The organism is Streptomyces sp. AgN23 (genome assembly GCF_001598115.1).
GTDB lineage: Bacteria > Actinomycetota > Actinomycetes > Streptomycetales > Streptomycetaceae > Streptomyces > Streptomyces antimycoticus.
The window spans coordinates 4,279,627-4,305,010 of record NZ_CP007153.1 but is presented as its reverse complement, the minus strand read 5'-3'; the positions used below and the strand labels follow the sequence as shown (position 1 = coordinate 4,305,010).

Annotated in this window: 21 protein-coding genes and 1 tRNA gene; 10 read left to right on the top strand and 12 right to left on the bottom strand. The window is 73.6% G+C overall.

Annotation, left to right across the window (positions count from 1 at the left end; genetic code table 11):
* The first annotated feature begins 199 nt into the window (after nt 1-199).
* Nucleotides 200-1,327, top strand: coding sequence for an LLM class flavin-dependent oxidoreductase (locus AS97_RS18400; RefSeq protein ID WP_059142038.1), 1,128 nt, complete (start codon nt 200-202; stop codon nt 1,325-1,327).
* Between the two features lie 11 nt (nt 1,328-1,338).
* Here AS97_RS18400 and AS97_RS18395 read toward each other — a convergent pair whose 3' ends face one another.
* A complete protein-coding gene (locus AS97_RS18395; protein WP_210565291.1) occupies nt 1,339-3,312 on the bottom strand; it encodes an EAL domain-containing protein in 1,974 nt (657 codons plus the stop codon).
* Nucleotides 3,313-3,630: 318 nt separating this feature from the next.
* Here AS97_RS18395 and AS97_RS18390 point away from each other — a divergent pair, with 318 nt between their 5' ends.
* The 3 genes from AS97_RS18390 (at nt 3,631) to AS97_RS18380 (ending at nt 5,890) form a co-directional block, all read left to right on the top strand.
* Nucleotides 3,631-4,896, top strand: a complete 1,266-nt coding sequence (locus AS97_RS18390) for a M6 family metalloprotease domain-containing protein (protein WP_125759733.1) — start codon at nt 3,631-3,633, stop codon at nt 4,894-4,896.
* Between the two features lie 31 nt (nt 4,897-4,927).
* A complete protein-coding gene (locus AS97_RS18385) occupies nt 4,928-5,143 on the top strand; it encodes a hypothetical protein (protein WP_125759732.1) in 216 nt (71 codons plus the stop codon).
* A gap of 141 nt (nt 5,144-5,284) precedes the next feature.
* Nucleotides 5,285-5,890, top strand: a complete 606-nt coding sequence (locus tag AS97_RS18380; protein ID WP_059142042.1) for a response regulator transcription factor — start codon at nt 5,285-5,287, stop codon at nt 5,888-5,890.
* Between the two features lie 55 nt (nt 5,891-5,945).
* Here the strand turns inward: AS97_RS18380 and AS97_RS18375 are convergent, their stop codons facing one another.
* From AS97_RS18375 to AS97_RS18365, 3 genes are all read right to left on the bottom strand, one after another.
* Nucleotides 5,946-7,220 carry a histidine kinase gene (locus AS97_RS18375; protein WP_247204411.1) on the bottom strand — a complete coding sequence of 425 codons (1,275 nt, stop codon included), beginning with the start codon at nt 7,218-7,220 and terminating at the stop codon, nt 5,946-5,948.
* Nucleotides 7,221-7,357: 137 nt separating this feature from the next.
* A complete protein-coding gene (locus tag AS97_RS18370) occupies nt 7,358-9,748 on the bottom strand; it encodes a TOMM precursor leader peptide-binding protein (RefSeq protein WP_210565289.1) in 2,391 nt (796 codons plus the stop codon).
* A 7-nt stretch (nt 9,749-9,755) separates the two neighbouring features.
* Nucleotides 9,756-10,022, bottom strand: a complete 267-nt coding sequence (locus AS97_RS18365; protein ID WP_059142045.1) for a hypothetical protein — start codon at nt 10,020-10,022, stop codon at nt 9,756-9,758.
* Between the two features lie 181 nt (nt 10,023-10,203).
* Here AS97_RS18365 and AS97_RS18360 point away from each other — a divergent pair, with 181 nt between their 5' ends.
* The 5 genes from AS97_RS18360 (at nt 10,204) to AS97_RS18340 (ending at nt 15,825) form a co-directional block, all read left to right on the top strand.
* Entirely contained in the window at nt 10,204-11,028 is an 825-nt protein-coding gene (locus AS97_RS18360) for an AfsR/SARP family transcriptional regulator (RefSeq protein WP_059142046.1), read from the top strand.
* 295 nt (nt 11,029-11,323) lie between these two features.
* Entirely contained in the window at nt 11,324-12,559 is a 1,236-nt protein-coding gene (locus AS97_RS18355) for an FAD-dependent monooxygenase (protein WP_125760127.1), read from the top strand.
* Nucleotides 12,560-12,651: 92 nt separating this feature from the next.
* On the top strand, nt 12,652-13,602 hold the full coding sequence (locus tag AS97_RS18350; protein ID WP_210565288.1) for a helix-turn-helix domain-containing protein: 951 nt from the start codon (nt 12,652-12,654) through the stop codon (nt 13,600-13,602).
* A 103-nt stretch (nt 13,603-13,705) separates the two neighbouring features.
* Nucleotides 13,706-14,476, top strand: coding sequence for an SDR family oxidoreductase (locus tag AS97_RS18345; protein ID WP_210565287.1), 771 nt, complete (start codon nt 13,706-13,708; stop codon nt 14,474-14,476).
* Between the two features lie 92 nt (nt 14,477-14,568).
* Nucleotides 14,569-15,825 (top strand): nucleotide disphospho-sugar-binding domain-containing protein, encoded by a 1,257-nt coding sequence (locus tag AS97_RS18340; RefSeq protein ID WP_210565286.1) that lies wholly within the window; start codon nt 14,569-14,571, stop codon nt 15,823-15,825.
* An 85-nt stretch (nt 15,826-15,910) separates the two neighbouring features.
* Here the strand turns inward: AS97_RS18340 and AS97_RS18335 are convergent.
* The 7 genes from AS97_RS18335 to AS97_RS18305 all read right to left on the bottom strand — a co-directional run bounded on the left by AS97_RS18335 (nt 15,911) and on the right by AS97_RS18305 (nt 22,955).
* Nucleotides 15,911-15,984: transfer RNA gene (locus AS97_RS18335), tRNA-Lys, on the bottom strand.
* Between the two features lie 56 nt (nt 15,985-16,040).
* Nucleotides 16,041-16,682, bottom strand: coding sequence for a bifunctional DNA primase/polymerase (locus AS97_RS18330; RefSeq protein WP_086710263.1), 642 nt, complete (start codon nt 16,680-16,682; stop codon nt 16,041-16,043).
* Between the two features lie 114 nt (nt 16,683-16,796).
* Nucleotides 16,797-17,162, bottom strand: a complete 366-nt coding sequence (locus AS97_RS18325) for a hypothetical protein (protein WP_059142052.1) — start codon at nt 17,160-17,162, stop codon at nt 16,797-16,799.
* 394 nt (nt 17,163-17,556) lie between these two features.
* Nucleotides 17,557-18,939, bottom strand: coding sequence for an AAA family ATPase (locus tag AS97_RS18320; protein WP_210567234.1), 1,383 nt, complete (start codon nt 18,937-18,939; stop codon nt 17,557-17,559).
* Nucleotides 18,939-20,636 (bottom strand): hypothetical protein, encoded by a 1,698-nt coding sequence (locus AS97_RS18315; RefSeq protein WP_210565285.1) that lies wholly within the window; start codon nt 20,634-20,636, stop codon nt 18,939-18,941. The genes AS97_RS18320 and AS97_RS18315 overlap by 1 nt, the downstream gene beginning before the upstream one ends.
* Nucleotides 20,627-21,790 (bottom strand): hypothetical protein, encoded by a 1,164-nt coding sequence (locus tag AS97_RS18310; RefSeq protein WP_210567233.1) that lies wholly within the window; start codon nt 21,788-21,790, stop codon nt 20,627-20,629. The genes AS97_RS18315 and AS97_RS18310 overlap by 10 nt, the downstream gene beginning before the upstream one ends.
* A gap of 31 nt (nt 21,791-21,821) precedes the next feature.
* A complete protein-coding gene (locus AS97_RS18305) occupies nt 21,822-22,955 on the bottom strand; it encodes a phosphatase PAP2 family protein (RefSeq protein ID WP_210565284.1) in 1,134 nt (377 codons plus the stop codon).
* Between the two features lie 311 nt (nt 22,956-23,266).
* Between AS97_RS18305 and AS97_RS18300 the strand changes: the two genes are divergently transcribed.
* On the top strand, nt 23,267-23,860 hold the full coding sequence (locus AS97_RS18300) for a histidine phosphatase family protein (RefSeq protein WP_086710261.1): 594 nt from the start codon (nt 23,267-23,269) through the stop codon (nt 23,858-23,860).
* A 14-nt stretch (nt 23,861-23,874) separates the two neighbouring features.
* Here AS97_RS18300 and AS97_RS18295 read toward each other — a convergent pair whose 3' ends face one another.
* Nucleotides 23,875-25,305 carry a tetratricopeptide repeat protein gene (locus AS97_RS18295; RefSeq protein ID WP_210565283.1) on the bottom strand — a complete coding sequence of 477 codons (1,431 nt, stop codon included), beginning with the start codon at nt 25,303-25,305 and terminating at the stop codon, nt 23,875-23,877.
* Nucleotides 25,306-25,384: the final 79 nt, after the last annotated feature.

The window sequence follows — 25,384 nt, the reverse complement described above, 5'->3', positions numbered from 1 at the left end:
TCCTCCCCAGGTGGCGGCGGACCCGGCCGTATATCGGCGGCGGATCCGGCCGTATGCCGTAGGGCGGGACGGCCGAGGCGGGGGAGGAGCGGCGGGGAATAAAGCGGAGCCTTTCTCCGGTTGAATGCGGACGGTAGACGCAGAGGCGTACCGAGGCAGACGTACGCGCACCGCAGTGCGACCAGGGAGGCGGGCCACCGTGGCCGATGAGCAGGACCGGCGAGACGACCAGCACGACCCCATCCGGGCCCGGGCCCTCGGCAGCGCACCGGTGCCCCTGTCGGTGCTGGACCTCGCGACCGTCGGCAGCGGGGTGACGGCCGCCGAGGCGCTGCGGACCACCACCGAGCTCGCCCGGCTCACCGAGCGCCGGGGCTTCCACCGCTTCTGGGTCGCCGAGCACCACTCCATGCCCGGGGTCGCCAGCACCTCCCCGGCGGTGATCCTCGCCCACCTCGCCGCGCACACCGAGCGGATCCGGCTGGGCTCGGGCGGGGTGATGCTCCCCAACCACGCCCCGCTGGTCATCGCCGAGCAGTTCGGCACTCTGGAGGCGCTCGCCCCCGGCCGGGTGGACCTCGGCCTCGGCCGCGCGCCCGGCACCGACGGGGCCACGGCCGCCGCCCTGCGCCGCACCGAACGGCTGCGCGAGGGCGCCGACGACTTCCCCCAGCAGCTCGCCGAGCTGACCCGCTTCCTGGACGACGACTTCCCCGACGGCCACCGTTACGCCCGTATCCACGCGGTGCCGGGACCGGTGCAGGGCACCGTGCCCGGCGGGGTCCAGTCCGCCGACCGGCCCTCGATCTGGCTGCTGGGCTCCAGCGGATTCAGCGCCCGGCTCGCCGGGATGCTCGGCCTGCCGTTCTCCTTCGCCCATCACTTCTCCGCGGCCAACACGGTCCCCGCGCTCGACCTCTACCGCGAGACCTTCCGGCCGTCCGCCGCGCTGGACCGGCCGTACGCCTCGATCGGCGTCTCGGCCTTCGCCGCCGAGGACGAGAAGGAGGCCCACCGGCAGGTGCTCACCGGTGCCCTGGCCATGATCCGGCTGCGCACCGGACGCCCCGGCCTGGTGCCGACGCCCGAGGAGGCCGAGGCGTACGAGTTCAACGAGATCGAGCGCGATTTCATCAACAGCTGGCTCGCCAACGTCGAGTACGGCACTCCGGACCAGGTCCGCGAGGGGCTCGACGGGCTGATCAAGCGCACCGGAGTGGACGAAATAAAGATCACGGCCAATGCGCACGGCCGTGACGCCCGTCTGCGCTCGTACGAGCTGATCGCGGATGCCTACGATCTCCCGACGGCGCAGACGGAGGGCTAGCCCTCACCGGCCTAGCCCTGCCCGGCGTAGCCCTCACCGGACGCCGGGCAGGTGATCATCGTCTGTATGCGGTCCGGCGGCACCGGACGGGAGTAGAACCACCCCTGTCCGGTATCGCAGCCGATCCGCCTCAGCCGCTCCGCCTGCTCGGCGCTCTCCACGCATTCGGCCGTCACGGTCAGGCCCAGCCGGTGCGCGAGCTGTACCAGCGCCTCGACGATGGTCTCGTCGGCCGGATTCGGATGCTCCTCGGCCCGGAACCCCTGGACGAACGAGCCGTCCAGCTTGAGCGTGGAGACCGGCAGCCGGCTGAGATAGGCGAGATTGGAGTAGCCCGTCCCGAAGTCGTCGATCGCGATGGGCACCCCCATATCGCTGAGCCGCTGCAGCGCCTGCAGCGGACGCCCCGTCGACCCCATCACCGCCGACTCGGTCAGCTCCAGTTGCAGCAGATGCGGCGGCAGCCCGGTCTCCGCCAGGATCGTGCCGACATCGGCGACCAGGTCGGAGTCCCACACCTGGCGGACCGCCACGTTGACGCTGACCACCAGCGGATGGGTCGGATTGGCCAGCTGCCAGGCGCGGGCCTGGAGGCAGGCGGTGCGCAGCACCCACCGGCCCAGCGGCACGATCGCGCCGTTCTCCTCGGCCAGCGGGATGAACCGGTTCGGCGACAGCCGTCCGAACTGCGGATGGTCCCAGCGCACCAGCGCCTCCACCCCCCGGACGACCCCGTCTCCCAGCCCCACCAGCGGCTGGTAGTCGAGCACGAACTCGTCCCGCTCGACCGCCGGGCGCAGGGTGCTGGACAGCGCCTGCCGGGTCATCCGATGGGCGTTGCGCTCCGGGTCGAAGAGCGTCCAGCGCGCCTTGCCGTCCTCCTTCGCCCAGTACAGCGTGGTGTCCGCGGCCTGCATCAGCCAGGTGGTGTGGGTGCCGGCCGCGGGCCGCTCCACCACGCCGATACTCGCGGACACCGACAGCCGCTGCCCGCCCACCTCGAACGGTTCCTGCAGGGCGGCCAGCAGCGTCCGGGCGAGGTCGCACAACTGCTCGGTGCCGGTGGAGTTGCGGACCAGCAGGGCGAACTCGTCCCCGCCGAGTCGCGCCACCAGATGGCCGCCGGGCGCGGCGCATTCGGTGAGCCGCTGGGCGACCGCGCCGAGCAGCCGGTCGCCGACCCGGTGGCCCAGGGTGTCGTTGACCGCCTTGAAACCGTCCAGGTCGAGATAGCAGAGCCCGATCCGGCCGGTGCCCCCGTGGTCGTAGGTGGCCGCCTCCAGCGCCGAGGTCATCCGCTCGAAGAACAGGCTGCGGTTGGGCAGCCGGGTGACCGGATCGTGCATCTGCAGATGGCGCAGCCGCCCCTGGAGATCCCGCTGGTCGCTGATGTCGGCCATCGACAGCAGCAGACTGCAGCTGTCCGGCGCGGGCTCGATGGTGACCTCGGCCCACAGGGCATGGCCGTCGGCGCGCAGCAGGCGCCGGGTGCGGCGCAGCCGCGCGAGACGGCCGCCCAGCACGTCCCGGTACTCCTTCCAGGTGCGCGGATCCTCGCGCAGATTGGCCAGATCCGCCGCGCTGCGGGTGGTCAGCACGGCCGGATCGGTGCCGAGCAGGGCGCCGAGCGCGGGGTTGGCGTCGCGCACTCTGCCCTCGCGGTCGACGACGGCCATGGCGAGGCGCGCCACATTGAAGGCGGCGCGGTAGTCGCCGGGCGCGGGGCCCGGGGCCGGGCCGGCGCCCGGGGGCGCGCCTGGCGCCGAGGGCGCCCCCGGCGCTGGGGGCGCGTCCGTGGGCGACGGCGCGCCGATGGCCGGGCGAGGTGCGCCGGCGTCCTCCGCAACGGGGAGGACGCTGGGGGCAGCATCACGCTCTGTGATCGTCGGCAGCGTCGCGCCCAGGGCGCGGCCCTGCCCGTCAGGGATTCCGCTCACCGCTCGCTCCCGCGTGGCGTTCGTTGTGTCCAGGTTGTTCGTACGCATCTTGTTGTCTCACACCGGGTGCCGGGCAGACCGTAATTTCCTGCCTGAAGGGGGATTCCCCGCTGGACGTGTGCCGATCATAGGGGCTCGTACTCCGGGCGTTCCATCGACGTCATCGCGCTCACCGCCGCCTTGACAATGTGTTTGGTCGTATCTGTTCGACTCTGCGCGGGCCAACAGTCGCTCTGACCGATTGTGACCGTCTGTTACGTACCCGGATCGCGGCCTCTTCACTCGACCAGCCCATGCCAACAGGGCGTACCCCGCCAATTCACCTCAGGGTGGAGTGGGTGTTCGGACTACGCCCGGGAGGTCGACATGGTGCGTCCTCAGGTACCCGAGGGGGTGCACCGGCAGCCTCGGTTGCGTCGGACCGGGGCCCTGCTGACCTCGTTGAGCGCGCTCATCGCGACCACCGTGGTGGCGGGCCCCGCTGTCGCGGCCGGCCCCGGCGGACCCTGTGACCTGGAACGTACCGACGCCCACCACTCGGAGGGCCTGGACACCTGGAACTCCCGCTATCCGCGCCCGGTGCGCCGATTGGACGCGGCGATGGTCTTCCTGTCGTTCCCGGACGCCAAGCCCAGAGTAACCCCGGCCCGGCTGGCCGCCGACCATGTCCCCGCGACCCCCGACTTCTTCAAGCGGGCGTCCTACGGGAAGTTCGCGCTGCGGGTGCATCCGCTGCGGCGCTGGCTCACCATGCCCCAGCGCTCCACCGCGTACGCCATACAGCGCGACTGGAACGCCAAGAGCCGCGCCGCGTATCTGCGCGACGCCATCGCGTCCGCCGATCCGCACCTCGACTTCGGCCGCTATGACCTCGTCTATCTGGTCGCCGACCCCGACGCGCCCGGCGTGGACGCCGACGCGACGAAAGTGGTCAACTTCGAAAAGCCACTGCGCGCCGACGGTGTTGATCTGCGCCGCCTGGTGACTGTTTTCGAACACCATCCGCCGGACCGCAATGTCCTGGCCCATGAGACCGGCCATGTCTTCGACCTGCCCGACCTCTACCACCGGCCGAAGGACACCGACGCCAGCGCCGAATGGGACACCTACGTCGGCGACTGGGACCTGATGGGAAGCCAGTTCGGCATGGCACCCGATCCGTTCGGCTGGCACAAGTGGAAGCTGGGCTGGCTCGGCGCGCGCCAGGTGGCCTGCGACCGCGCCGTCGGTCCGCGCCGTTACACCCTCCACCCCCTCGCCGCCCCCATGGGGCGGGGCAGGCACGGCGCCGACACCCGCACCCGGCTGGTCGTGGTCCGCACCGGACCCACCACCGCACTGGCCATCGAGGCGCGCGGCGGCCGCGGCAACGACGCGGGCACCTGCACCGAGGGCGTGCTGGTCTACCGCGTCCACAACGACAAGGCGTCGGGCGACGGCCCCGTCCAGGTGCTGGACGGCCACCCGGCCACCTCCGCCTGCTGGAACGAGTCGGTCTACCCCGAACTCGCCGATGCCCCGCTCGGCGTCGGCGACAGCCTGTCGGTCAAGGAGGACTCCGTACGGATCAGGGTGGCCGGCCGGGCCGCCGACGGGGGCTGGACCGTCCGGGTCAACCGCCGGGCGCGGTGATGACGGGGCAGCGCCGGTCTTCTACGACCGCTTGGGCGGCTGGCTGCCCCGCCGCCACACCCCCGGGCTGATCGAGCAGGTGCCGCATCCGCTGCTGCTGGTGCGCCCCGGCACCGTGCGCGGGGCGGGAACCGCCAAGGTGCGGCGCGCCCTGCTGCGCGAGCGCTCTCTGCGGGGTGAAGTACGCGCCCGGCAGGCGGAGTTCGGGCCGGTGGTGGGTGAACCCTGCCGGGGTGGTGCGGCATGACAAGGGGGCGCGCGGTCGCGCTCGCGCAACGAGATATGCGTTCGACGGGCGCATTTGCCCGCGAATCTATGGAAGGGCCGGGAGAGCGGGGGAATAATCGGCACGCGGGGTGATGACGGGGCGGGGAAAGCAGGGGGCGGGATGGTCAGGGTGTTGATCGCGGAAGACATGCATATGTTGCGCAAGGCCCTGGTCGCCCTGCTGGAATTCGAACCGGACATCGAGGTGGTGGCCGAATTCTCCAACGGCGCCGATATCCTGCCGCGCGCCCGCGAACTCCGCCCGGATGTCGCGGTCCTCGACATCGATCTGCCGGGTACGGACGGGCTCACCGCCGCGGCCGAGTTGAGCACCGCCGTTCCCGAATGCCGCACCATGATGCTCACCAGCCTCGGCCGCCCCGGAAATCTGCGCCGGGCGCTGGCCGCCCATGTCTCCGGCTTTCTGCTCAAGGACAGCAGCCCGGACAAGCTGAGCGACGCCATCCGCGCCGTCGCCCGGGGCGAGCGGGTGATCGATCCACAGTTGGCGCTGGCCGCCCTGGACGACGGTCCGCAGCCGCTGACCCCGCGTGAGCTGGAGGTCCTGCGGTTCGCCGCGAAGGGGGAGGAGTCCGCGCAGATCGCGGCCAAGCTGTTTCTGTCGGTGGGCACGGTGCGCAACTATCTGACGTCCGCCGTGACCAAGCTGGACGCCCGTAACCGGGTCGACGCCATCCGGATCGCCCGCGAGGCGGGCTGGCTGTAGACCGCGTCGGGTCCTCGCGCCCGTCCCGCCGTCAGGTCCGCCGTCCTCAAGACCGTTACGCCGTCACGGTCGGCCCCGGGCCGTACTCCTCCTTCGAGTCCTTCGAGTCCTTCGAGTCCTTCGATTCCTTCGAGCCGCGCTCCCGGCCGCTTCGCGGCGGCGCGTCCACGGACACATCCAGCTCCGCCCGTAACTCGAAACAGCCGTCCGACCGCACGCCCGCGCGCAGCCGCCCGCCGAGGTTCTCCACCCGGACCCGGAGGTTGCCGATTCCGCTGCCGCCGTCCGTGCTGTCGGCGCGCAGGATGGTGGACGGCCTGCCGACCCCGTCGTTGACGAGGGTCAGCCACACCTGGCGCCCGCTGCGCCGCGCCTCGATCGCGCAGTGGTCGGCCTTGCTGTGGCGCAGCACATTGGTCAGTCCCTCGCGCAACACGCTCGCCAGCACCGTGTCCACCACCTCCGGCAGCGGTCCGCAGTCGATCTCGGACGTGGCGCTGATGCCCGCCGCGGCCAGCATCGAGCGGGCCGTCGCCGACTCCGCCGACAGCGACATCTTGCGGTAGCCGCTGGCCACGGCCCGGACATCGGCCAGGGCCTGACGGGAGGTCTGCAGGATCTCCGAAAGCTCCTGCTGGGCCCGGGAGTTCTGCCGCGGCACCAGCCGGTGCACCAGCTCGCATTTGAGGGTGATCGTGGACAGGCTGTACCCGAGCAGATCGTGCACATCCCGGGAGAACCGCAGCCGCTCCTGGGCGACCGCCAGCCGGGCCAGCTCCGCCCGGGACCGGGACACCTCGGCGACCAGCCCGGACAGCCGCGAGAGCCCGAAGACCACCAGCCCGGTCAGCGCGGTGGAAACCGAGGTGTACGCGACCTGGCCCCAGCCGAAGCCCACCTGGAACAGCAGCACATCCGTGCACAGCAGGATGGCCGCGAACGCGGGCCACGCCAGCGCCGGTGCCAGCACCAGCAGCGAGGAACCGGCCAGAAAGCCCGGCATGCCCAGCCAGGCGTGCTTGAAGACCGCGAAGGGGGCGAAGGTCAGCACCGTCTGGAGCGCCAGCGTCCGGCGCCGTGCGCCGCTGAGCCGGGGCGCGAGGCCGGGGAAGGAGTGCAGCATCTGGAGGCAGAGCAGCATGGTCATCGGCAGCAGCGCCAGCCCGAGCATCGCCGCGTCGATCGTCCTGCCCGAACGATTGCCGTCGACCACATAGGTGACGGCCACGGCGAAGTAGCCCACCAGCACCAGGACCGTGATGACGACGGCCAGGCGCGGCGCCAGATTGTCGTGGTGGCGCGGTGGGTGGTTCCCGGCATCGTCGGGCAAGAGGCTCCCCTGCACTCGTCCTCCGGATGGTCGGGCCGGATTGGGCGGCTTGCCCGAGAGTATCCGATCTTTACTCGGGGTGGAGAGGCCGCGTGGAAGCTCATGGTGTACGCAGAGTTACGCGTTATCACGTGGGATCACAGGAAAAACGGAATCGGGTTGAGATCCGCATAGGGCGTGGGCCCCGGCAGCCGTCCGAGCGCGACCGGGACGTCGAAGAGCCGGCCGGGCGCGAACCGGGCCCAGTGCGGGCGCATTCCGGGCACCAGCACCTTGGCCACCGGCAGCCCCACATCCGGCCGGGTCTGGTCCAGCACCAGCAACTCCATCCCGCGCTGCCGCACCAACTCCCCTACGGAGGCCAGTGCGCCGCCCTCGGGGGGCCTGGATATCCCCCGGGGCGGTACGGCGCCCGGATCGGGCGTCAGGTAGGGGTGGTCGGCCAGGGTCGCGGTACGGAACCAGCGCAGCGCCTCGGGCTCGGCGCTGCCGTAGCCCCCGCCGTCGGCGCGGGCCTCGACCACGGCCGGGAGCATCTGGTTCAGCTCGGCAAGGGCATGGCACAGCGCGGTGTGCCGGTCGAAGTGGGCGCCGAAGCCGAGGGTGATGTCCTCGGCGGGCTTGTCGAGGCGCCGGGAGAGCGCGCCGACCACCGGGATGCCGAAGTCCGTGGTGAGGTCCAGGGCCCACACCTCGCGCCGCAATCCCCGGTGGACGGCGCGCACTTCGGCCAGCCACGGGTCGTCGAAGGCGTCCAGGGCCACGGCGGGCTGCCGGGTGCGGTTGTACCACCACAGGGCGACCGCGTCCCGCTCCACCAGCTCCAGGAAGCCCCGTACGACCGCGTCGGCCAGCGTGCCGCCCGCCGCCGCGCCGTTGGAGTCCGCACGGCAGCAGCGGTGGCGCGGGGGCTGCGGGGCGCCGTAGTACAGCAGCGCGGTGGGCAGCAGCCGGTGGCGCTCGGCGGTGAGTGACCACACCGGGGTCCAGTCCAGCTCCGCGCCCTCGTCGAACGGGTCGTGGATCCGGTGGCGCGCGGGGAGGACGGCGTCGCGGAACTGGCGCGGGTCGAAGAGCTCGACGGTGTCCGGGTGCACCGCGTCGTCCGGGTGCAGATCGCGGTAGCAAGCGCGCTGCCGGGGCTCGTCCCCCTGGAAATGACCGCTGTAGTGCTCCAGGGCCTCGCACAGCGCGCTCGCCCGCGCCTGTTCGGCGGTGCGGCCCTTACCGTGGGCGGCCGCCCGCAGTCCGGCCCTTACGGCGTCCAGGCCGCTCCGGGGGCCCGCTCCCGCGTACGAAGGGTGGCGGGCGTGGAAGCAGTTGAGGACGGCGGGGCCGCGCGGATCGCGCCGGATCTCGGTGACCAGCCCGGTGACCGGGTCCACCAGATGTCCGTAGCGCTCCATGATCCGGCGCGGGGAGGTGTCGGTGCCGGTCTCGGTCAGCGGCTCCCGTGGCGACGGCAGCGCCAGGGGCGCCCGTATCCGGGCCGCGACCAGCGCCGGATCGCCGCAGCCGGGGCACTGCGGGCGGCGGGAGAGCGGATGGCGGTCCACGGTGGCGGTGAGGCTGTCCAGGGTGCGCAGCTCCCGCTGGCCCGGATGCCGGTGCCCGGCCAGCCACTTGGCGGCCTCCAGGGCGGCGAGCTGGAGCGCGGCGGCGCGGCTCGCGGGCAGGGAGGCGGGCGGGCGCGGTACCGGTCCGGGGCGGCCGAGCCGGCGCTGGAGATACGCCTCGGCCTGCCGTCCGCGCCACAGCCGGTCGGCCAGACAGACCCAGCACGGGTCGTCGGGGGCGCCGAGGAACGGGCCCAGCCACGCCTGGGTGCCCACCGGTTTGACGGGCAGCCAGCGACGGCCGGCGGCGCGGTGCGCGGCGTCCACGGCGGCGAGCCGCGGATCGAGGTAGTCATCGCACACCACAAGGGTGAGTTCTGCGTCGTCATGTTGACGGAGAGCGAGTTGACATATCTCTCGTCGAAGGCTAAAGGCCCCGGAAGTCGTCGGATCGCCGTCCGCCGCCTCGCCGTCCGTCGCCTTCCCGTCCACGGCCCTCAGGTCCACGGTTCTCAGGTCCGCGATGCTCAGCCCCGCGGCGCGCAGCGCCCGGACCACCTCGCCAGGGTCGGCCGAGCCGAGGACCAGCGGGGCCACGGCGGGCCGGGTGGGCTGGGACGCGGGGGCCGGGGCGGAGCCGCCCGCGGTGTGCAGCCCGGCCAGCTCCCAGTACGCCTCCTCGGGGGTCCAGGCGTGGTCCCGCTCGGAGACCAGCCCGGCCGCGCGGAGGCGGGCGATCACGCGCTCGGCCTGCCCGGCCGGGACCGCGCCGGGCGGCCCCGCGGCGCCGGCGGGCGCGGCGGCCTCGGTGAGGATGTGGGCGAGGTCCCGCGACCCGTCGAGCAGCGGCGCGAGCGCGGCGATGGCCCGCCCGTGCAGCGCCGTGACCCCGTGCTCGGAGACGAGATACACGGCCTCGCCCGGCACCGGCTCGACCCGCAGATGTGGTGTGAAGCCCAGTTCGCCGGTCATCGGCCGGTCATTCGGCGCCGACGGTGCAGATGCAGATGGCGGGCGCGCCGATGGGCCAGGCGGCGTCGGAGAGGTCCTCGATGACCAGGTCGTCGTCCTCGGCGGGCGGCTGAACTGCCCCGGCGGCGGTTCCGGCGGCCCCGGCGCGCTGGGCGATCCTGGCGCGCTCGGTGATCTCGACGACCCCGGTGACCCGGGTGACCTCGGTGTTCTCGGCGGAATGAGCCAGGACGGCGGGGCTCGTGGACTCATGTGGGACGGGCGTATCGGTCATCGCGGACTCTCTCATCGCCAGGGTGTGAATTTGTCATGGTGCGGCGCTCTGGAACTCATATCGAGCTCGTTACTCCGGCACTGGCCGCACAGGTCGCCCACAAGCGAGGCTCGTAAATGCCTCGGTGGCAGGCCGCGCGGCCAGGAGGCACTTGACGGACCGTTGACGGAGGTACACGACCATGGACATCAAGGTGTTGGGGCCGCTGAGCGTCGAGGCGTGCGGTCAGTCGATCGTGCCCAGCGCGGGCAAGCCGCGCCAGATCCTTGCACTGCTTTCCGTCTACGCCAACCAGATGCTGCCGGTGCCCACCCTTATGGAGGAAATCTGGGGCACGCAGATGCCGCGCAGCGCGCTGACCACTTTGCAGACCTACATCCTGCAGTTGCGCCGCAGGCTGGCCACGGCCTATGGCCCGCAGGCCCCGCAGGCTTCCAAGGACGTCCTGGCCACGCGCTACGGCGGATATGTGCTGGAGGCCCAGCCGGGCGCGGTGGACATCCATGAGTACGACCGGTTGGTGGCCGCGGGGCGGGACGCGCTGGACGCCGGCGACGATGTCCAGGCGTCCCTGCTGCTGCGCGAGGCGCTGGCCGTCTGGCGCGGCCCCGCGCTGGTGGATGTGAAGGTCGGGCCGGTCCTGGAGATCGAGCTGGCCCGTCTGGAGGAGAGCCGGCTCGGCGTCCTGGAGCGCCGTATCGAGGCCGATCTACGGCTGGGCCGCCATGCCGAGCTGCTCACGGAGCTCACCGAGCTGACCGCTCGTCATCCGCTGCACGAGGGGCTGCACGCCCAGTGCATGGCCGCTCTCTACCGCGCGGGCCGCCCCTGGCAGGCGCTGGAGGTCTACCAGGGGCTGCGCGCCAGACTGGTCGAGGACCTCGGGCTGGAGCCGTCGCCGCGGCTGCAGAAGCTCCAGCAGGCGGTGCTCGCCTCCGACCCGGCGCTCGATCTGGACCTGGACGGCCACTGGCGCCGCCCGGTGCTCGACCTGTTCGCCGCATAGACCAACGGCCGGCAGTCCACAGCCGATAGCCCCACAGTCCCGAGCCGATAGCCCCACAGTCCCGACACCGTCCCTCGTCCGGAGCCCCGTAAGGTCCCCGACCAGCCGTCCCCGACCAGCCGTCCCCGTCCGGCGAACCATCCCCCCAAGAACGCCCGGCGCCGCCCTTCAGCCGGGCTTGCTACGGCTCCGCTGCCCGATCCCCCCGCGCGGGCAAGCGGAGCCGTAGTGCGTCCAGGGGAGGTCACAGGCGCCCGATGCCCCATTCCCTGGAGCTCGACCAGCAGGAGGCGCGATGACGCGCGAGATCGACACCGATGTGTGCGTCGTCGGCGGCGGCCCGGCCGGTCTGGTGCTGGCACTGCTGATGCTGCGGTCGGGGGCTCGGGTGACCGTGGTGGAGTGCGCCCGCGCACATCAGCGCGTGTTCCGCGGCGAAATCCTCCAACCCGGCGCGATGGCGCTATTGGACGCGCTCGATGTGCTCGCCGGCGCCCGCGCCCGCGGCGCCCATGAGCACGACCGGTTCCTGGTGATCGAGGGCGAGCGAGTGCTGCTGGAGGCCGACTACCGGCTGCTCGCGGCCCCGTACGACCACCTGTTGAGCGTTCCGCGCCCCCATCTGCTGGATGAGCTCCTCGCCCGCTGCCGCCGCTCGTCCGGCTTCCGCTATCTGCCCGGACGGCGGGCCGGAGCCCTGCTGTGGCGGGAGCGGCGGATCGCCGGGGTCATCGCCGAGGGACCGCCGGGCCGCTGTGCCGTACGGGCCCGGGTCGTCGTCGGCGCGGACGGCCGGTTCTCGCGGATCCGGCGGCTGGCGGGCATCGGGGCGGGCCGCGCCGACGCGTTCGCCCAGGACGTGCTGTGGTGCACGCTCATCGCGCCCCGGGAAGAGCCGCCGCTCCGCGATGTGCGGGTGTTCCGCACCGGCGGCGGCCCGGTGCTGGTCTACGGCTCCTGGCCGAACCGGATCCAGATCGGCTGGACCCTGCCGCACCGGCGCTACGGCCATCTCGCCGCCCTCGGCCTCGACCATGTCACGGAGCGGCTGGTGCGTGCCGTGCCGGGGTACGCCACGCTGATCCGCGATCAGATCCGCACCCCGGCCGACCTCGGCGCGCTCGAGGTCTTCTCGGCACGCGCCGAGCGCTGGGTCGCCGATGGTCTGGTGCTGATCGGCGACGCCGCCCATACCCACAGCCCGATCGGCGCCCAGGGCATCAACCTCGCGGTGCAGGACGCGGTGGTGCTGCACCCCCTGCTGGCCCGCGCCCTGGCCGAGGGCGACACCAGCGCCGAGCGGCTGGCGGAGTTCGAGCGGCGGCGCGGGCCCGATATCGCGGCGGTGATGCGGATGCAGACCCTGCAGAGCCGGGCGATCCTCTCGCAGGGCGCGTTCACCACCCGGGTGCGCCCCCGACTCGCACGGGCGCTGCGTCATACGCCGCTCTATCGCAAGATCCTTCAGCGCATGGCCTACGGCAACCCGTCGATCCGCATCGCCGACGCCGGAGTGTGCGGCCGGATATGACACCTGGAGCGCGTGGGCCGGAAAGCAGTAGTGCGCCGACTTCTCGCCACCCCGGCTTCGACCACCGGTGCCGCACCGCCTAGGTTGAGGCCATGCACACTGTCGTGATCCTGGCGCTTGACCAGGTCGTCCCCTTTGATCTGGCCACCCCGATCGAGGTGTTCAGCCGCACCCGGCTGCCCGACGGCCGGGAGCCCTACCGGGTCCGGGTCTGCGGCCCCGCCCCCAGCGTCGACGCCGGGGTGTTCGCCCTCCAGCCCCCGTACGGGCTCGAGGTGCTCGTGGAGGCCGACACGATCGTCCTGCCCGGCCGCAGCGACGCCCTGCTCCCGGTCTCCGACGAGGTGATCGACGCGCTGCGGGACGCCGCCGACCGGGGCACCCGTATCGCCTCGATCTGCTCCGGCGCCTTCGTCCTCGCCGCCACCGGGCTGCTCGACGGACTCCGCGCCACCACCCACTGGCTCGCCGGTGCGCTGCTTTCCGAGCTCTATCCGAAGATCCAGGTCGACCCGGATGTGCTCTATGTGGACAACGGCCAGTTCCTCACCTCGGCGGGCGCGGCGGCCGGGCTCGATCTGTGTCTGCACATGATCCGGCGCGACCATGGCTCGGCCGTGGCCGCCGACGCCGCGCGGCTGTCCGTGATGCCCCTGGAACGGGAGGGCGGGCAGGCCCAGTTCATCGTCCACGACCAGCCGCCCGTACCGCGCGGATCGCTGTTCGAACCCCTGCTGCGGTGGATGGAGGACAACGCCGGACGGGACCTCACCCTCAACGAGATCGCCGCCCACATCGGCATGAGCACCCGCACGCTCAACCGCCGCTTCCGGGAGCACACCGGCACCACCCCGCTGCAGTGGCTGCACCGCGCCCGGATCCGGCAGGCGCAGTATCTGCTGGAGGCCACCACCCACCCGGTCGAGCGCATCGCCACCCAGGTCGGCTTCGGCTCGCCCACCTCCTTCCGGGACCGCTTCAAGCGCGTCGTCGGCACCAGCCCGCACAGCTACCGCTCCGCCTTCCAGCGAAACGCCGGATAGCCGCCGAGCGGTCCCCTGGGCAGCCTCGGGCACGGGTCGAGGCGGACTCGAGTCACGGCGGCGACCATGGCCTCCTCAGTGGGAACGACCGCGAGGAGCGCCCATGTTGGACCTCGGCCTGGAGGGGCGCACGGTCCTGGTCACCGGGGCCACCGGGGCCATCGGCCGGGCCGCCGCACGCGCCTTCGCGGAGCAGGGCGCCCGGGTGGCGCTCGCCTTCCGGTACCAGCGCGAGGCCGCCGAGGCGCTGGCCGCCGAGCTGTCCGGACCGGACGGCGGCAGGGCCTTCGCCGTGCCGTACGCCCTGGACGACGCCGCGTCGCCGCGCTGGGTCGTGGCCGCCGTGGAGGAGCACTGGGGCGGGCTCGACGTGCTGGTGGCGGCCGCCCGGCGACGGGGCGCGCGACGCGATCCGCACACCCGGTTCGAGGACGTACCGGAGGAGCACTGGCGGCCGCTTGTCGCCGACGGCTTCGTGCCCGCGGTCCGCACTGTCCAGTGGGCCGTCGCCGGGATGCGCAAGCGCGGCTGGGGCCGGATCGCGCTGGTGGCCCCGGCACAGGCACCGGACGGCGCGGCCGACGGGGAGTTCCACGCGGTGGCGCGGGCCGGGCTGCACGGTCTGGTCCGCGGTCTGGCGGGCGACGTGGGCGGCGACGGAGTGCTGATCAACGCCGTGTGCCCCGGGCCCACCCCGCCCGATCGGCCGCCGACTCCGCCCGACCGGCCATCCACCCCGCCCGATCGGCCGCCGACCCCGCCCGACCGGCCGCCTGCCACCCCCGAGGACATCGCCCGCGCCCTCCTCTTCCTGTGCTCGGCGGCCAACGGCACGATCACCGGCGAAGCGCTGACGCTCGCGGGGTGTCGCTGAGCCCGGCGAGGGATGCGATGGGGCGGCTCGGTGTCATGTCCATCGGCCGGACGGGGCGGTCCGGCCGACTCGACCTCTGAGGGAGGTGAACCGTGCGCGTCCTGTTCACGACCTGGGCCTCCGGCGCCCATCTCGTTCCCATGGTGCCGCTGGCGCGCGCCCTGCTCGGGGCCGGGCACCAGGTGCGGGTCGCGGTGCCGTCCGAATGCGCGGCGGCCGTCGCCCGCACCGGCCTGGTGCCGGTGCAGATCGGTGCCCTGCCCATGGCGGCGGTCAGGGCACCGGACGCGACGCGGCGCCCACGCGGCATCTGGCCGACGGACTGGCCGGTGCGGCCCGCCGCGCTCACCCCGGAGCAGCACGGCGTGCTGCGCGCGTTGGGCGATCGGCAGGTGCGGATCGCCGAGGCGATGGCCCAGGGCCTGGTGGCCTTCGCCCGCTGCTGGCAGCCGGAGCTGGTGGTGCATGACGCGAGTGCGTACGCGGGCACGGTGGCCGCGGGAGCGCTGGGGGTGCCCGCCATCGGTCAGCTGTGGGGGAGCGCGGCCGTGCTGCGGCTGGACCGGCAGCGGCTCGAAGGCCCGCCGCTGCCCGGCTACGCCCGGCTGATGCGGCGTTACGGCGCCGACCCGGCGCGCGAGCCCGACCTGTGGCTCGACCCCTGCCCGCCGAGCCTCGCGCTGCCCTCGCGGGCGCGGCGGCTGCCGGTGCGTCTCGTTCGGCACGATGGGCCTTCGCCGCATGAGACGCCGTCGCCTTACGAGGCCCGCCGCGCCGGGCCGCACCCCGCACGCCAGGCCGCCGCGTCGAACGGACGGCGCGGGCCGGGCGGTCCCAGGCGCTCCGGGCCGGTGCGGGTGTGCGCGGCGTGGGACGACGCCAGTGGCCCGCCGGACGCCGTAAGGGCGGCACTGTGGGCCGCCGAGGCGCGGGGCGTGGAGGTCGTCCGGGTCGGCAGCGCCGCCGAGGGCCGCCCGCCCGCCGGGCCGCTGCACCGGGTGCTGCCGGGCTGCCGGGCTCTGCTCCACCAGGGCGGGGGCGCGGCGGTGCTGGCTGCCGCGACGGCCGGGGTGCCGCAGCTGGTGGTCGCGCCCCGCCTGGAGCAGCAGCTGAACGGGGCGCGGCTGGCCCGGGCGGGCGCCGGGATATATCTGCCCGCCGACGCCCTCGACGGCACGCGGCGCGGGGCGCAGGCAGTGGGCGGCCGGCTGGCCCTGGACTTGTTCGCTCTGCTGGAGCAGCCCTCGTACGCGGCGGCGGCGCATGCCCTGCGGCGGGAAGCGCTGGCGATGCCCGGCCCGGACAAGGCGGTCCTGGCGGTCACCCGGCTCACGGGCCCGGCGGCGTGAGGTCGGTCGTACGCGGAGGGCCCCGTCCTGGGGGAAAGGCCACGCGAAAGGCCCCCCACCGAAGTGGGGGGCCTTTCGCTGTCTGTGCGCCGCCAGGGACTCGAACCCCGGACCCGCTGATTAAGAGTCAGCTGCTCTAACCAACTGAGCTAGCGGCGCCTGCTGACGTAGGAGACCTTAGCACCCGGACGCCACGGAGTGAAAATCGATAACTTTCAGCCCGGAAAAACGGCGGGTGTGCTGGTCACAGCCGTGCCGACAAGATCACCACCGGCGGCGCGGGCCGCCCTCACACAGGCCCACAGCAGTACCTCGGGACCGGGCAGCCAGGGCTTGCGGACATCCGGCGCGACCAGCCAGCGCGGCGACGGCACGGGGGTGGTCTCGCGGGCGCCGGTCTCCGGGGCCCCGGTCTCCCGGCCCTCGTGCTCCAGGGGCGCCGCCTCCGGCTGATCGGGGTCCGGCGGGAACAGCGGCGGCACGGTCACCGCGTCGCCCCGCCCGTAGCAGAGCAGCGGGGGAGCGGTCGCACCCCACTCCTCCCAGCCGAGCAGCGCCGGCAGCCGCTGGGCGGTCCCCGGGGTGGCGAAGAGCATGACGCGGCCGCCTCGGGCCGCGACCGGGCCGGTGCCGGGGCCGTCGGTCCATAACCGGCCCACCACCCGGCGGCCGAAGAGCGCGTCCATGCTGATGACGTCGAACGCCGTACCGCACGGCAGTGTCACCGCGGCGGTCGGGTCCCCTGCCCACAGGGCCTGCACACCGCGCGGCGAGGCGCTGGCCGAGGCGAGCCAGTCCGCGCCCGCCGGGGTGACGTAGGCGGCGGTGTGAAGTGCGTCCTGCGGCGTTCTGGTCATGTTTCCACCTTTACCGTCGGCGATGACGGTGTAGAGAGATGCGGTGAAACCGGGACATCGGGTGTTGGCATCGGGTATCTTCCGCCCGCATATGCCCCAGGCTCACGCCTGCCGTCAGTCCGGCAACTCGCCGCTCCGCATCAGCTCACGGCCGAACTCGACCATCTTCTTGGCGTAGTCCTCGGTCCACTCGGCACGCTCGGCGATCACGGCGGGGGTCAGCCGATCGAACCGCCTCGGGTCGGCGAGCTGGGCGGCCGCCATCGCCTGGAACTCCATGGCCCGGTCCGTCGCCGCGCGGAACGCCAGCACCAGCTCCGTCGAGCGGGACAGCAGCTCGCGCGGGTCCTCGATCGACTCCAGGTCGAAGAAGTGCGCCTCGTCCGAGGCGGCGGCGGCCGGTTCGAAGAGCAGGGGCGCTGGTTTCAGCCGCCGGGGCGCGGAGCCGTGCCGGCCTTGAGCCGAATCCGGCTCGGGCATGTGATCTCTCCTCCTGGGCCGTGAGGCACCTACGGTTCACGGTGGTCCTGTTGTCTCCATTGTCGCGCGTAGGGCAAGGGCGCCCCCGCCGTACGCCGCCGACCTGGGGTCTCTCCCCACCCCGCCGCCCGCTGAACCATGGCCGGACCCTCGCCCCTGGTGACGCACCGCGCGGCCGCCGGTGACGCGTCGCCCTTACGGCGGCCACCGACACGCCGCCACGACCCCCGCACAAGCCCCTACGGCGGCCACCGACACGCCCCACGACCCGCGCCGATGAGCCCTTACGGCGGCCACCGACCCGCCGTTACGGTCTTACGGCAGCCATCGACTCGCGCTTACGGCAGCGCCGAGACGACCCTCACGCCCAGCCGTGGCCGCCGCCAGCGCGCCCTTACGGCCGCCATGTCACGCGGTGCTCGGCCAGATGCGCCAGCACCGCGTGGTTGGCCTCCCAGCCGTCCGGGAACTTCACCGTCACGCCCAGCTGCACCGGCTCCGTGGACGGGTGCTCGTCCAGCAGCTCGGCCACCCCCGCCCGGCACACCACCACGCACGCCTGGCGGTGCCGCGACGTCAGCACGCACAGCCGCCCCGTCTCCAGATGGAAGGCCGTGGCGTCCGGCCGCCCCGACAGCGGATGCAGGACGACCGTGACCTCGAACTCACGCCCCTGGAGTCGATTGGCGGTGTCGACGGTGACGCCGGAGACCCCGAGCCCTGTCAGCGCCGCCCGGACCGCCGCCGCCTGGTCCCGGTGCGCCGTGCCCACCGCGATCCGGTCCGCCGCGACCGGCAGCGGTTCGTCGGACCGCTCGCTGACCGCCACCGCGCCCCGGTCCAGCAGCCGGCGCACCACCTGGGCCACGGCCGCCACCGCCTCCGGGTCGGTGCGCGGGGTGCGCCGGGCGGGCAGCTCCAGCAGCCCCCAGCCGGACGCGGCGGCCTCGTCCAGCACCCGGTCCGGCCCCGAGCCGTCGGAGGCCACCCCGAAGCTCAGCCGCCGCTCGCCGTGGCCGGTGCCGCTGCGGAAGGGGGTGTACGGATAGAACGCGGCCGAGACCAGCGGCGCGGCCGAGGCCGGCAGCCGCCAGGACACCGGCAGCCGGTGCTGGGGAAGCCGCGGATTGTGCGCGAGCAGCGTGGTGACCGCACTCGCCGAGGGGTCGTACGAAAGCCCCGCCCACTGGTCGGCGCCCACCACGCTGAACGGGTCCAGCTGCCCCGGGTCGCCCACGAACAGCGCCCGCTCGAACAGTCCGGCGACCGCCAGCAGCGCGTCGGAGCGCATCTGGTACGCCTCGTCCACGATCGCGTGCCGCCACGGCTCGACGTGTCTGATGTGCGCCCACTTCGCGGCCGTGGAGACGACGATGTCGAGCCCGGCGAGGTCGCCGATCTTCGCGGAGGCGCGGACCGACGCATGACCGTCGAGCACCGGGTCGTACGGATGCGGATCGCTGCTGTGCAGCCGCCCCACCGGAAGCTCGGGGTCCGCCGTGGCCAGCCGGTCCACCAGATCGTCCACCTGGGCGTTGGTCTGCGCGACCACCATCAGCGGCCGCCCGGCGGCGGCCAGCTCCCGCGCCGCCCGCACCACCAGTGTCGACTTGCCCGCACCGGGCGGGGAGTCCACGACGACGCCGCGGTCCGCTCCGTGCAGCGTGTCCCGCAGGATCGCCTCGGTCGCGCGTGCCGCCGCGGCCGACGGGTCGAACGGCTCGCCCGCTCGGGCGCGGCCGGCGTGGGCCGCGCCGGCGGCCGGGTCCGCGGCGATCACAGATAGTCCTCCTCGGTCATCGGGTCGGGCTCGGGGCCCTGGGTCGGCGCGGCGGCGTCCGGCGGGCCGCCGTGGGTCCACGGAGTGCTCTCCGCGTCGGGCAGCTCCGGGCCGCCGCGCGGGGCATGCTCGAACAGCGTCCAGCACACCCGGTCGCCCTTCTCGGGCACCGAGCCAGGCTCCGGCTGCTTGCCACGGCCCATCCCGCCGGTCAGCCGCACCACCAGCGCGCGGGCCGGGTCCTCCGGAGAGCCCGAAGCGTCCGCCCCGTCGAGGCCGTCGGGCTCATCGGCTCCACCAGCCTCGTCGGCTCCACCAGCCTCATCGGCTCCACCAGCCTCATCGGTGTCCGCGAAACCGGCGAACTCCCCGCTCTGCGCCCTGCCGTCGGCCATGACCCGGTGCAGCTTGACCCGCTCGGCCAGATGCGGACGGTCCTCGGTGCGGACCGTGACCAGCGGGCGCGGGCGTGGCACCTTCGCGTCCGACCAGGCCATCTCCACATCGATCACCTCGCCCGCGAACGCCTCACCGGCCAGCCGCCGCCCCGCCATGACCAGCGGATCGTCCAGCGCCTCATGGGCGTCGAGCTGGGCCTGCGCGGTCTCGCGCGCGGCGAGCTTCTGCGCCGCCGTCACCGCGTCGTCCCGCTTGGGCTGCGGCGGCTCCCCGGCCCGGACCCGGTCCCGGTGGCCGGTGTAGGACCAGCGGTCCCGCTTCCAGCGGTCCGCCACCCGCGCGCCCTCCGGGAGAGAGCGCAGCAGATCCACCCCGTGCCACAGCGCGTCCCAGGTGGGCCGTAGCTGCGACTCGATCAGCCCGCGCAGCTCCGCCTCGGCGAGCCGCAGCCGCGCCTCGCCCCCGGCCACGCCCTGGGACGTCTCGGCGCGCGCCGCGTCGTAGCGGGACATCGCCGGTGCCAGCAGCTTGTTGTCGAAGGCGGGGTCGGTGGCCGGGCCGGCGGGCGGGCAGCGCAGCTGGCCGTCCTCGTCCCGCTCCGACTCCGCCCGCAGCGCCGCCTCCGCCCCCGGCAGGCCCTCCGGGGGGTCGATCCAGGCCAGCAGCGAGCCCAGGTGCTGATCTTCCAGATTGCTCTGCCCGGTCGCCCAGTGACGGCTCAGCAGCTCGGTGAGCGACAGCAGCAGACATGAGCCGGGCACCCGCGACCGCTCCCCGTAGTGGGTCAGCCAGCGGCCGAGCAGCGGCACCCGCGCGGGCGCCGGGAAGGGCGTCTCCGGGTCCTGCTCGGCGGTCCGCCGGAACCGCATCGACCGGCCCAGCAGCCGGACGAACGCCACGCCCGCGGCGCTGGGCACCAGCAGTTGCGGCGCGTCCTCGCACAGCTCGACCTGGACCGGGACCTTCTTACCGGTCTCCGGGTCGGTCTCCTTGCGCTCCTCCAGCTCGACCTGGTCCGCGTACGAGTCCAGATACGGCTGGATCTCCTCGGCGAGCGCGGCGAGGAAGGCGAACCGCAGGTCGCGGTCGCGCGGCTGGGCCACGATCAGCAGTCGCGGTGCGTCCCGATCGGTACCCACCAGCGCCCCGAGCGGCGCCCCCGCCTCACCGGCGGTGGTGAGCGGGACGAACGCCAGCGGGCGCTCCGACAGATGGCGGTGGCGCACGGTGGTCAGGGGCTGGGCCCGCCCCTCCCGGACCGCCTCCATCCGGGCCAGGGTGGTGATCAGCGACATGCCGCCGCCCCGGGGCGGGACGCGAGTGCCTCGGCGCGCAGGGCCGCCGCGCGGCGCAGGGCGTCCACGGTGGGGTCGCCGGTGGGGGCGTCGTCGGCGGGACGTTCCATGGCGGCCGTAAGGACGGCGTCCATGGTGGTGAGCCCGCCCAGCTCGCCCCGGACGCCACGGCCCAGCGCCTCGACCCGGCCCGCCGCGCGGGACCGCGTCCGGCAGTGGGCGGCCAGCTCACATGTGGACAGGCACTCCGGGGCGTACGCCGCGTCCACCGCCTCGACGGCGGCCGTCAGCTCCTCGACCGGCCGGGTCGGGGTCCGGCCGTCGTCGGTGAGCCGGAGGTCGAAGGTGGTGCCCTCGGGGAGGGTGGCGGCGATGTCCTCGATCCGGGTCAGCCGGTCCAGCTGCCGCCGGGTGACCGCGAGCTGCTTGCGCACATCGACCATTTCGGCGGTCGGCAGGTTGGAGAAGTCCTTGGGGCAGACGAGCAGCACATGATGGCGCACCCGGGCCCGCACGGAAGCGGTCTCCGCCGGGGGCAACGAGCCTTCCCGCGCCGCCGTGTCGTCCCCGTCCTCGGGCGGCCGGCCGATCATCGACGCCACCCGCTCCAGCGCCAGGGTGTAGACCGCGGACTGGCGGGCGGCCGCGCCGACCTTGGCCGGGTCGGCGGAGCCGTCCACCATGGGGAAGGACTTGATCTCCACGACCGTCCACGACCCGTCGGGGTGGACCACGACCGCGTCCGGCTCCAGGAAGGCGGGCGAGCCCGCGACGTCCAGGCTCACCATCGGATGGTCCAGCAGCGCCCAGCGACCCGCCTCCGTGGCCTCGCGCAGCGCGAGCGCCGTACGGGCCGTGCGGCCCTGCGGCCCGGGCGCGGTCAGATCGGGGGTCGCGACGGCGCCGGGACCGGGCGCCTCCGAGCCGTCACGCAGCCGCTCGTGCAGCAGCCGCACCAGATCAGCGCCGCCGTCCGCCTTGACCCGGGCCTCGAAGGAGTTGCCGCGCTGATGCGCGAACTGCGACTGCCCGAAGTTCGCGGGAGCCCCCAGCGCCGACGCCAGCGCGCCCTTGTCGACCCCGGCCCCGTCCAGCAGCGCTCGGCGGCGGCAGCCCGGGTTGGCGGCCAGCGCCGCCAGCGCGCGGGCGTCCATCGGATGGGGAACGGTGGCCGGACCGCGCAGCTCAGCGAGCCGCTGCCGCAGCCTCGTCACCTGCCGCGGGGGCCGAGCCGCCCGCAGTGGCTCCCCGGCCGCCTCCGGCACTGGCACCGGCTCCCCGGCCGCTGGTACCGGCACCGGCTCCCCGGCCGCTGGTACCGGCACCGGCTCCCCGGCCGCTGGTACCGGCACCGGCTCCCCGGCCGCTGGTACCGGCACCGGCTCCCCGGCCGCCGTCGTCCGCGGCACCGTCGGTGCGTTGCCTGTCCGCGCCCCTGCTCTGCTGTCGGGGGATCCGTTCCCGTTCACGCGGCGAAGTCTCGCACTTGTCACCGACATTCGCGGGCACACCCGCGTTTCGGGAGGCGGTGACGGTCTCGCGGGCCGGACGCAGGCGGCTGCGCAGCGACTCCGTGAGCCGCAGCGCGGGCCCCGTCAGCAGCGCCCCGAGCGCCATGACGGCGGCGCCGGCGACCGCGTCCAGGAAGTAGTGGTTGGCGGTGCCCATCACCACGAGCGTGATCGCCAGCGGATAGCCGACCGCGCCGATCTTGGCCCAGGTCGAGCGTCCGTGCCGCCACAGGGCGACCCCGCACCACAGCGCCCATCCCACGTGGAGGCTGGGCATCGCCGCGTACTGATTGGTCAGCCCGCCCAGTCCGCGCGGTGCGCTGGCGTCCCCGCCCCACCAGCCGTACGAGCGGTACTGCGCCATGGTGTCGACGAAGCCGTGGCCCGCCTCCAGAAGCCGCGGCGGGCAGGTCGGCAGCAGCGTGAAGCCGATGAGCCCGATGATCGTGGAGACCAGCAGCCAGGTGCGCAGAAAGCGGTAGTCCGACGCCTTACGGCGCTTCCACACCCACAGCAGGATCGCGGGGGTCAGGACGTAGTGCAGCGAGGCGTAGGCGAAGTCCGCCGGTATGCCTATCACCGCGTGGGCCGTGAACAGATCGTTCAGCGGCGACTCGAAGTCGATGTTCAGACGCTGTTCGAAATGGAGGATCGCCAGACCATGATCGACGGCGGTGGACACGTCGCCGCGGGCCAGCAGCCGACCGGCCGAGTAGGCGGCGTACACCACCGCTATGAGCGGCAGTTCGGTCCACCAACGGGGCCGACTGCCCTGTGCTGCTCCGGCACGGGGCACCGTATGGGGCATTCGGACGCTCTCCAAAGTTCAGGCGGCCACAAGAAGGCGCGCGGTCAACCGTACGGTGTAGGCGAAACGACCAGCGCACCGCCCCCGTCCGCGAGCGGCGCCCACTGTCGGAACCCGCCCTGGCGGACCCGCGCGCAGACAGGAAGACGCCAGGAGTGGCCCGGAGGTTGCCTGTCGATCACATGCGCGATGATGGAGGGATGGCGATCGGCCATGTGCCGGTCCCGAAGAGTGCATGAAACCGCAGGCAGCGGCGTGTAATGGCGCACGGCGGCGCAGCGGTGCGAAACCGGTGAAAGAAGGCAGTACGCATGCCCCCACGCATCCTCCTGGCCCGGCACGGACAGACGCGGTGGTCGCTCTCCGGGAAGCACACCGGCCGTACGGACATCCCGCTGCTGGACGAGGGGCGGCGCGGCGCCGAGCTGCTCGGCGAGCGGCTGCACCACGGCCCCTGGGCGGGCCTTCCGGACGCCGAGGTGCGCACCAGCCCGCTGTCCCGGGCGAAGGAGACCTGCGGGCTGGCGGGCTTCGGCGACCGGGCGCAGGAGTGGGACGCGCTCCTGGAGTGGGACTACGGCGCGTACGAGGGGATGACCCCCGCCGAGATCAAGGCCACCCGGCCGGACTGGCTCATCTGGCGCGACGGGGTGCCCGAGGGCGAGTCGATCGCCTCGATCGCGGCGCGGGCCGACGAGGTCGTGGAGTGGGCGCGCTCGGCCGACCGCGATGTGCTGGTCTTCGCCCACGGCCACATCCTGCGGACGCTGGGCGCCCGTTGGCTCGGCCATGACGCCTCCTTCGCCGCCCGGATCCGGCTCGACCCGACATCCCTGTCGGTGCTCGGCTGGGCCTACGGCGAACCCGCCATCGAGCGCTGGAACGACACCGGCCATCTGGACTGAGAGCCGAACCGGCGTCAGACCGGGCAGGCGCGACCGGCCGCCTCAGGGCGGGTGACGGCCGCCGCATGGCGGTCGAGGAAGCCCGCGACCGCCTCATCGCGACCGTAAGGACGCAGTATCCGGGCCGTGTCGTCGAGCATCCGGCGGATCCGCGACGACTTCACCTGGTCCAGCAGGCCCAGGGCCCGGCCGGCCGCGGCGGCGGCCGCGTCCGGCGCGCCCCCGGCCACCAGATCGCTCGCCAACTCCGTGGTGAACAGCGCGATATTGCGCGTGAAGTGCGGGTTCTGGAGGGCGACCGCACGCCGGGCGTGCTCCACGGCGCGCTTCCAGTCGCCCAGCGCCGACCAGCACTGCGCCTCCAGCCCCTCCAGTTCGGCCTCCCCGAAGAAGCTCATCCACTCGGGGTCGGCGTCGCGGGGCCCGCGCCCGAACTGCGTCCGGGCACGCAGCAGCGCCCGCTCACAGCCGCCCCGGTCGGGCAGCCAGGCGAGGCCCCCGGCCTCGCGGAGCGCGAGCAGCGACATCAGCCGCGGCGAGGCGAGCCGCTCGGCGACCCGCTGGGCCGCCTGCGCCGCCCGTACGGCCTCGCGGGGGCGGCCGGCGTCGCGGGCGAGGAAGGCGGTGTTGCAGAACGCGTGCGTCTCCAGGGCGGCGTCGCCGGAGACCCGCGCGGTGGCCAGGGCCTCGGCGTAGTGGGACCGCGCGTCGGACAGCCGTCCGGAGTCATGGGCCAGCCAGCCCACCGAGATGGCCAGTTCACCGGCGCCCGCGAAGAGCCGCTCGGCGATCGAGCGGCTGTAGCCGCCCGCGTCGAGCAGCGCGTAGGCGGCGCTCAGCGGCTTGGCGGTGTGCGCATAGAGGGGATCGGCGCCGTGCCGGTCGTCCAGTAACCGGATCCGCCGTACGGCCTCCTCCACGGCGGCGGCCTCGGCCTCCCCCACCCGCCGCCCCGCCCGCCGGGGCGGCGTTCCGGCCCGGGGCGCGGCGGCCACGGCGGCGGCCGCCGCCCCACCGGCCATGAACGAGCGCCGTAGCAGTTCGCTCTCCTCGAAGATGTCGACGGTCCCCTTGCCCTGGGGCTCGGGAGGTCCGGGGCGCGGGCCGGGGACGGATACGGGGGCCGACAGGGGTACGGGCACGGGAGGGCCCGCGGGGCCGCGGGCCTGGTGGCCGCGCACCGACTCACGGGAGGCGAAGCCGAGATCCGTAAGGGTGCGGCCGGGGAACATATGGCGGAAGACCCGCTCGTACGCGTAGTTGGGGCAGCGGATCGCTCCCGACTCGACACGGCCGATATAGCGGGCGTCGCAGGAGACCTGCTCGCCGATCTCGAGGGCCGCGCGGCGCACGGACGCCGCGAACTCGGCGGGCGAGAGCTGTCCGCGCAGTCGGCGGAACGCGGTGTTCGGCCGGGGAGGCGAGGGCTCCGGAAGCGGCGTCATGCTGTGCCTCTCCCTTGGTGATGCCGGGTGGGCGGGGGAGAACCGTACCGGCTGCGCGATCTCCGACACTCGGAGGTTT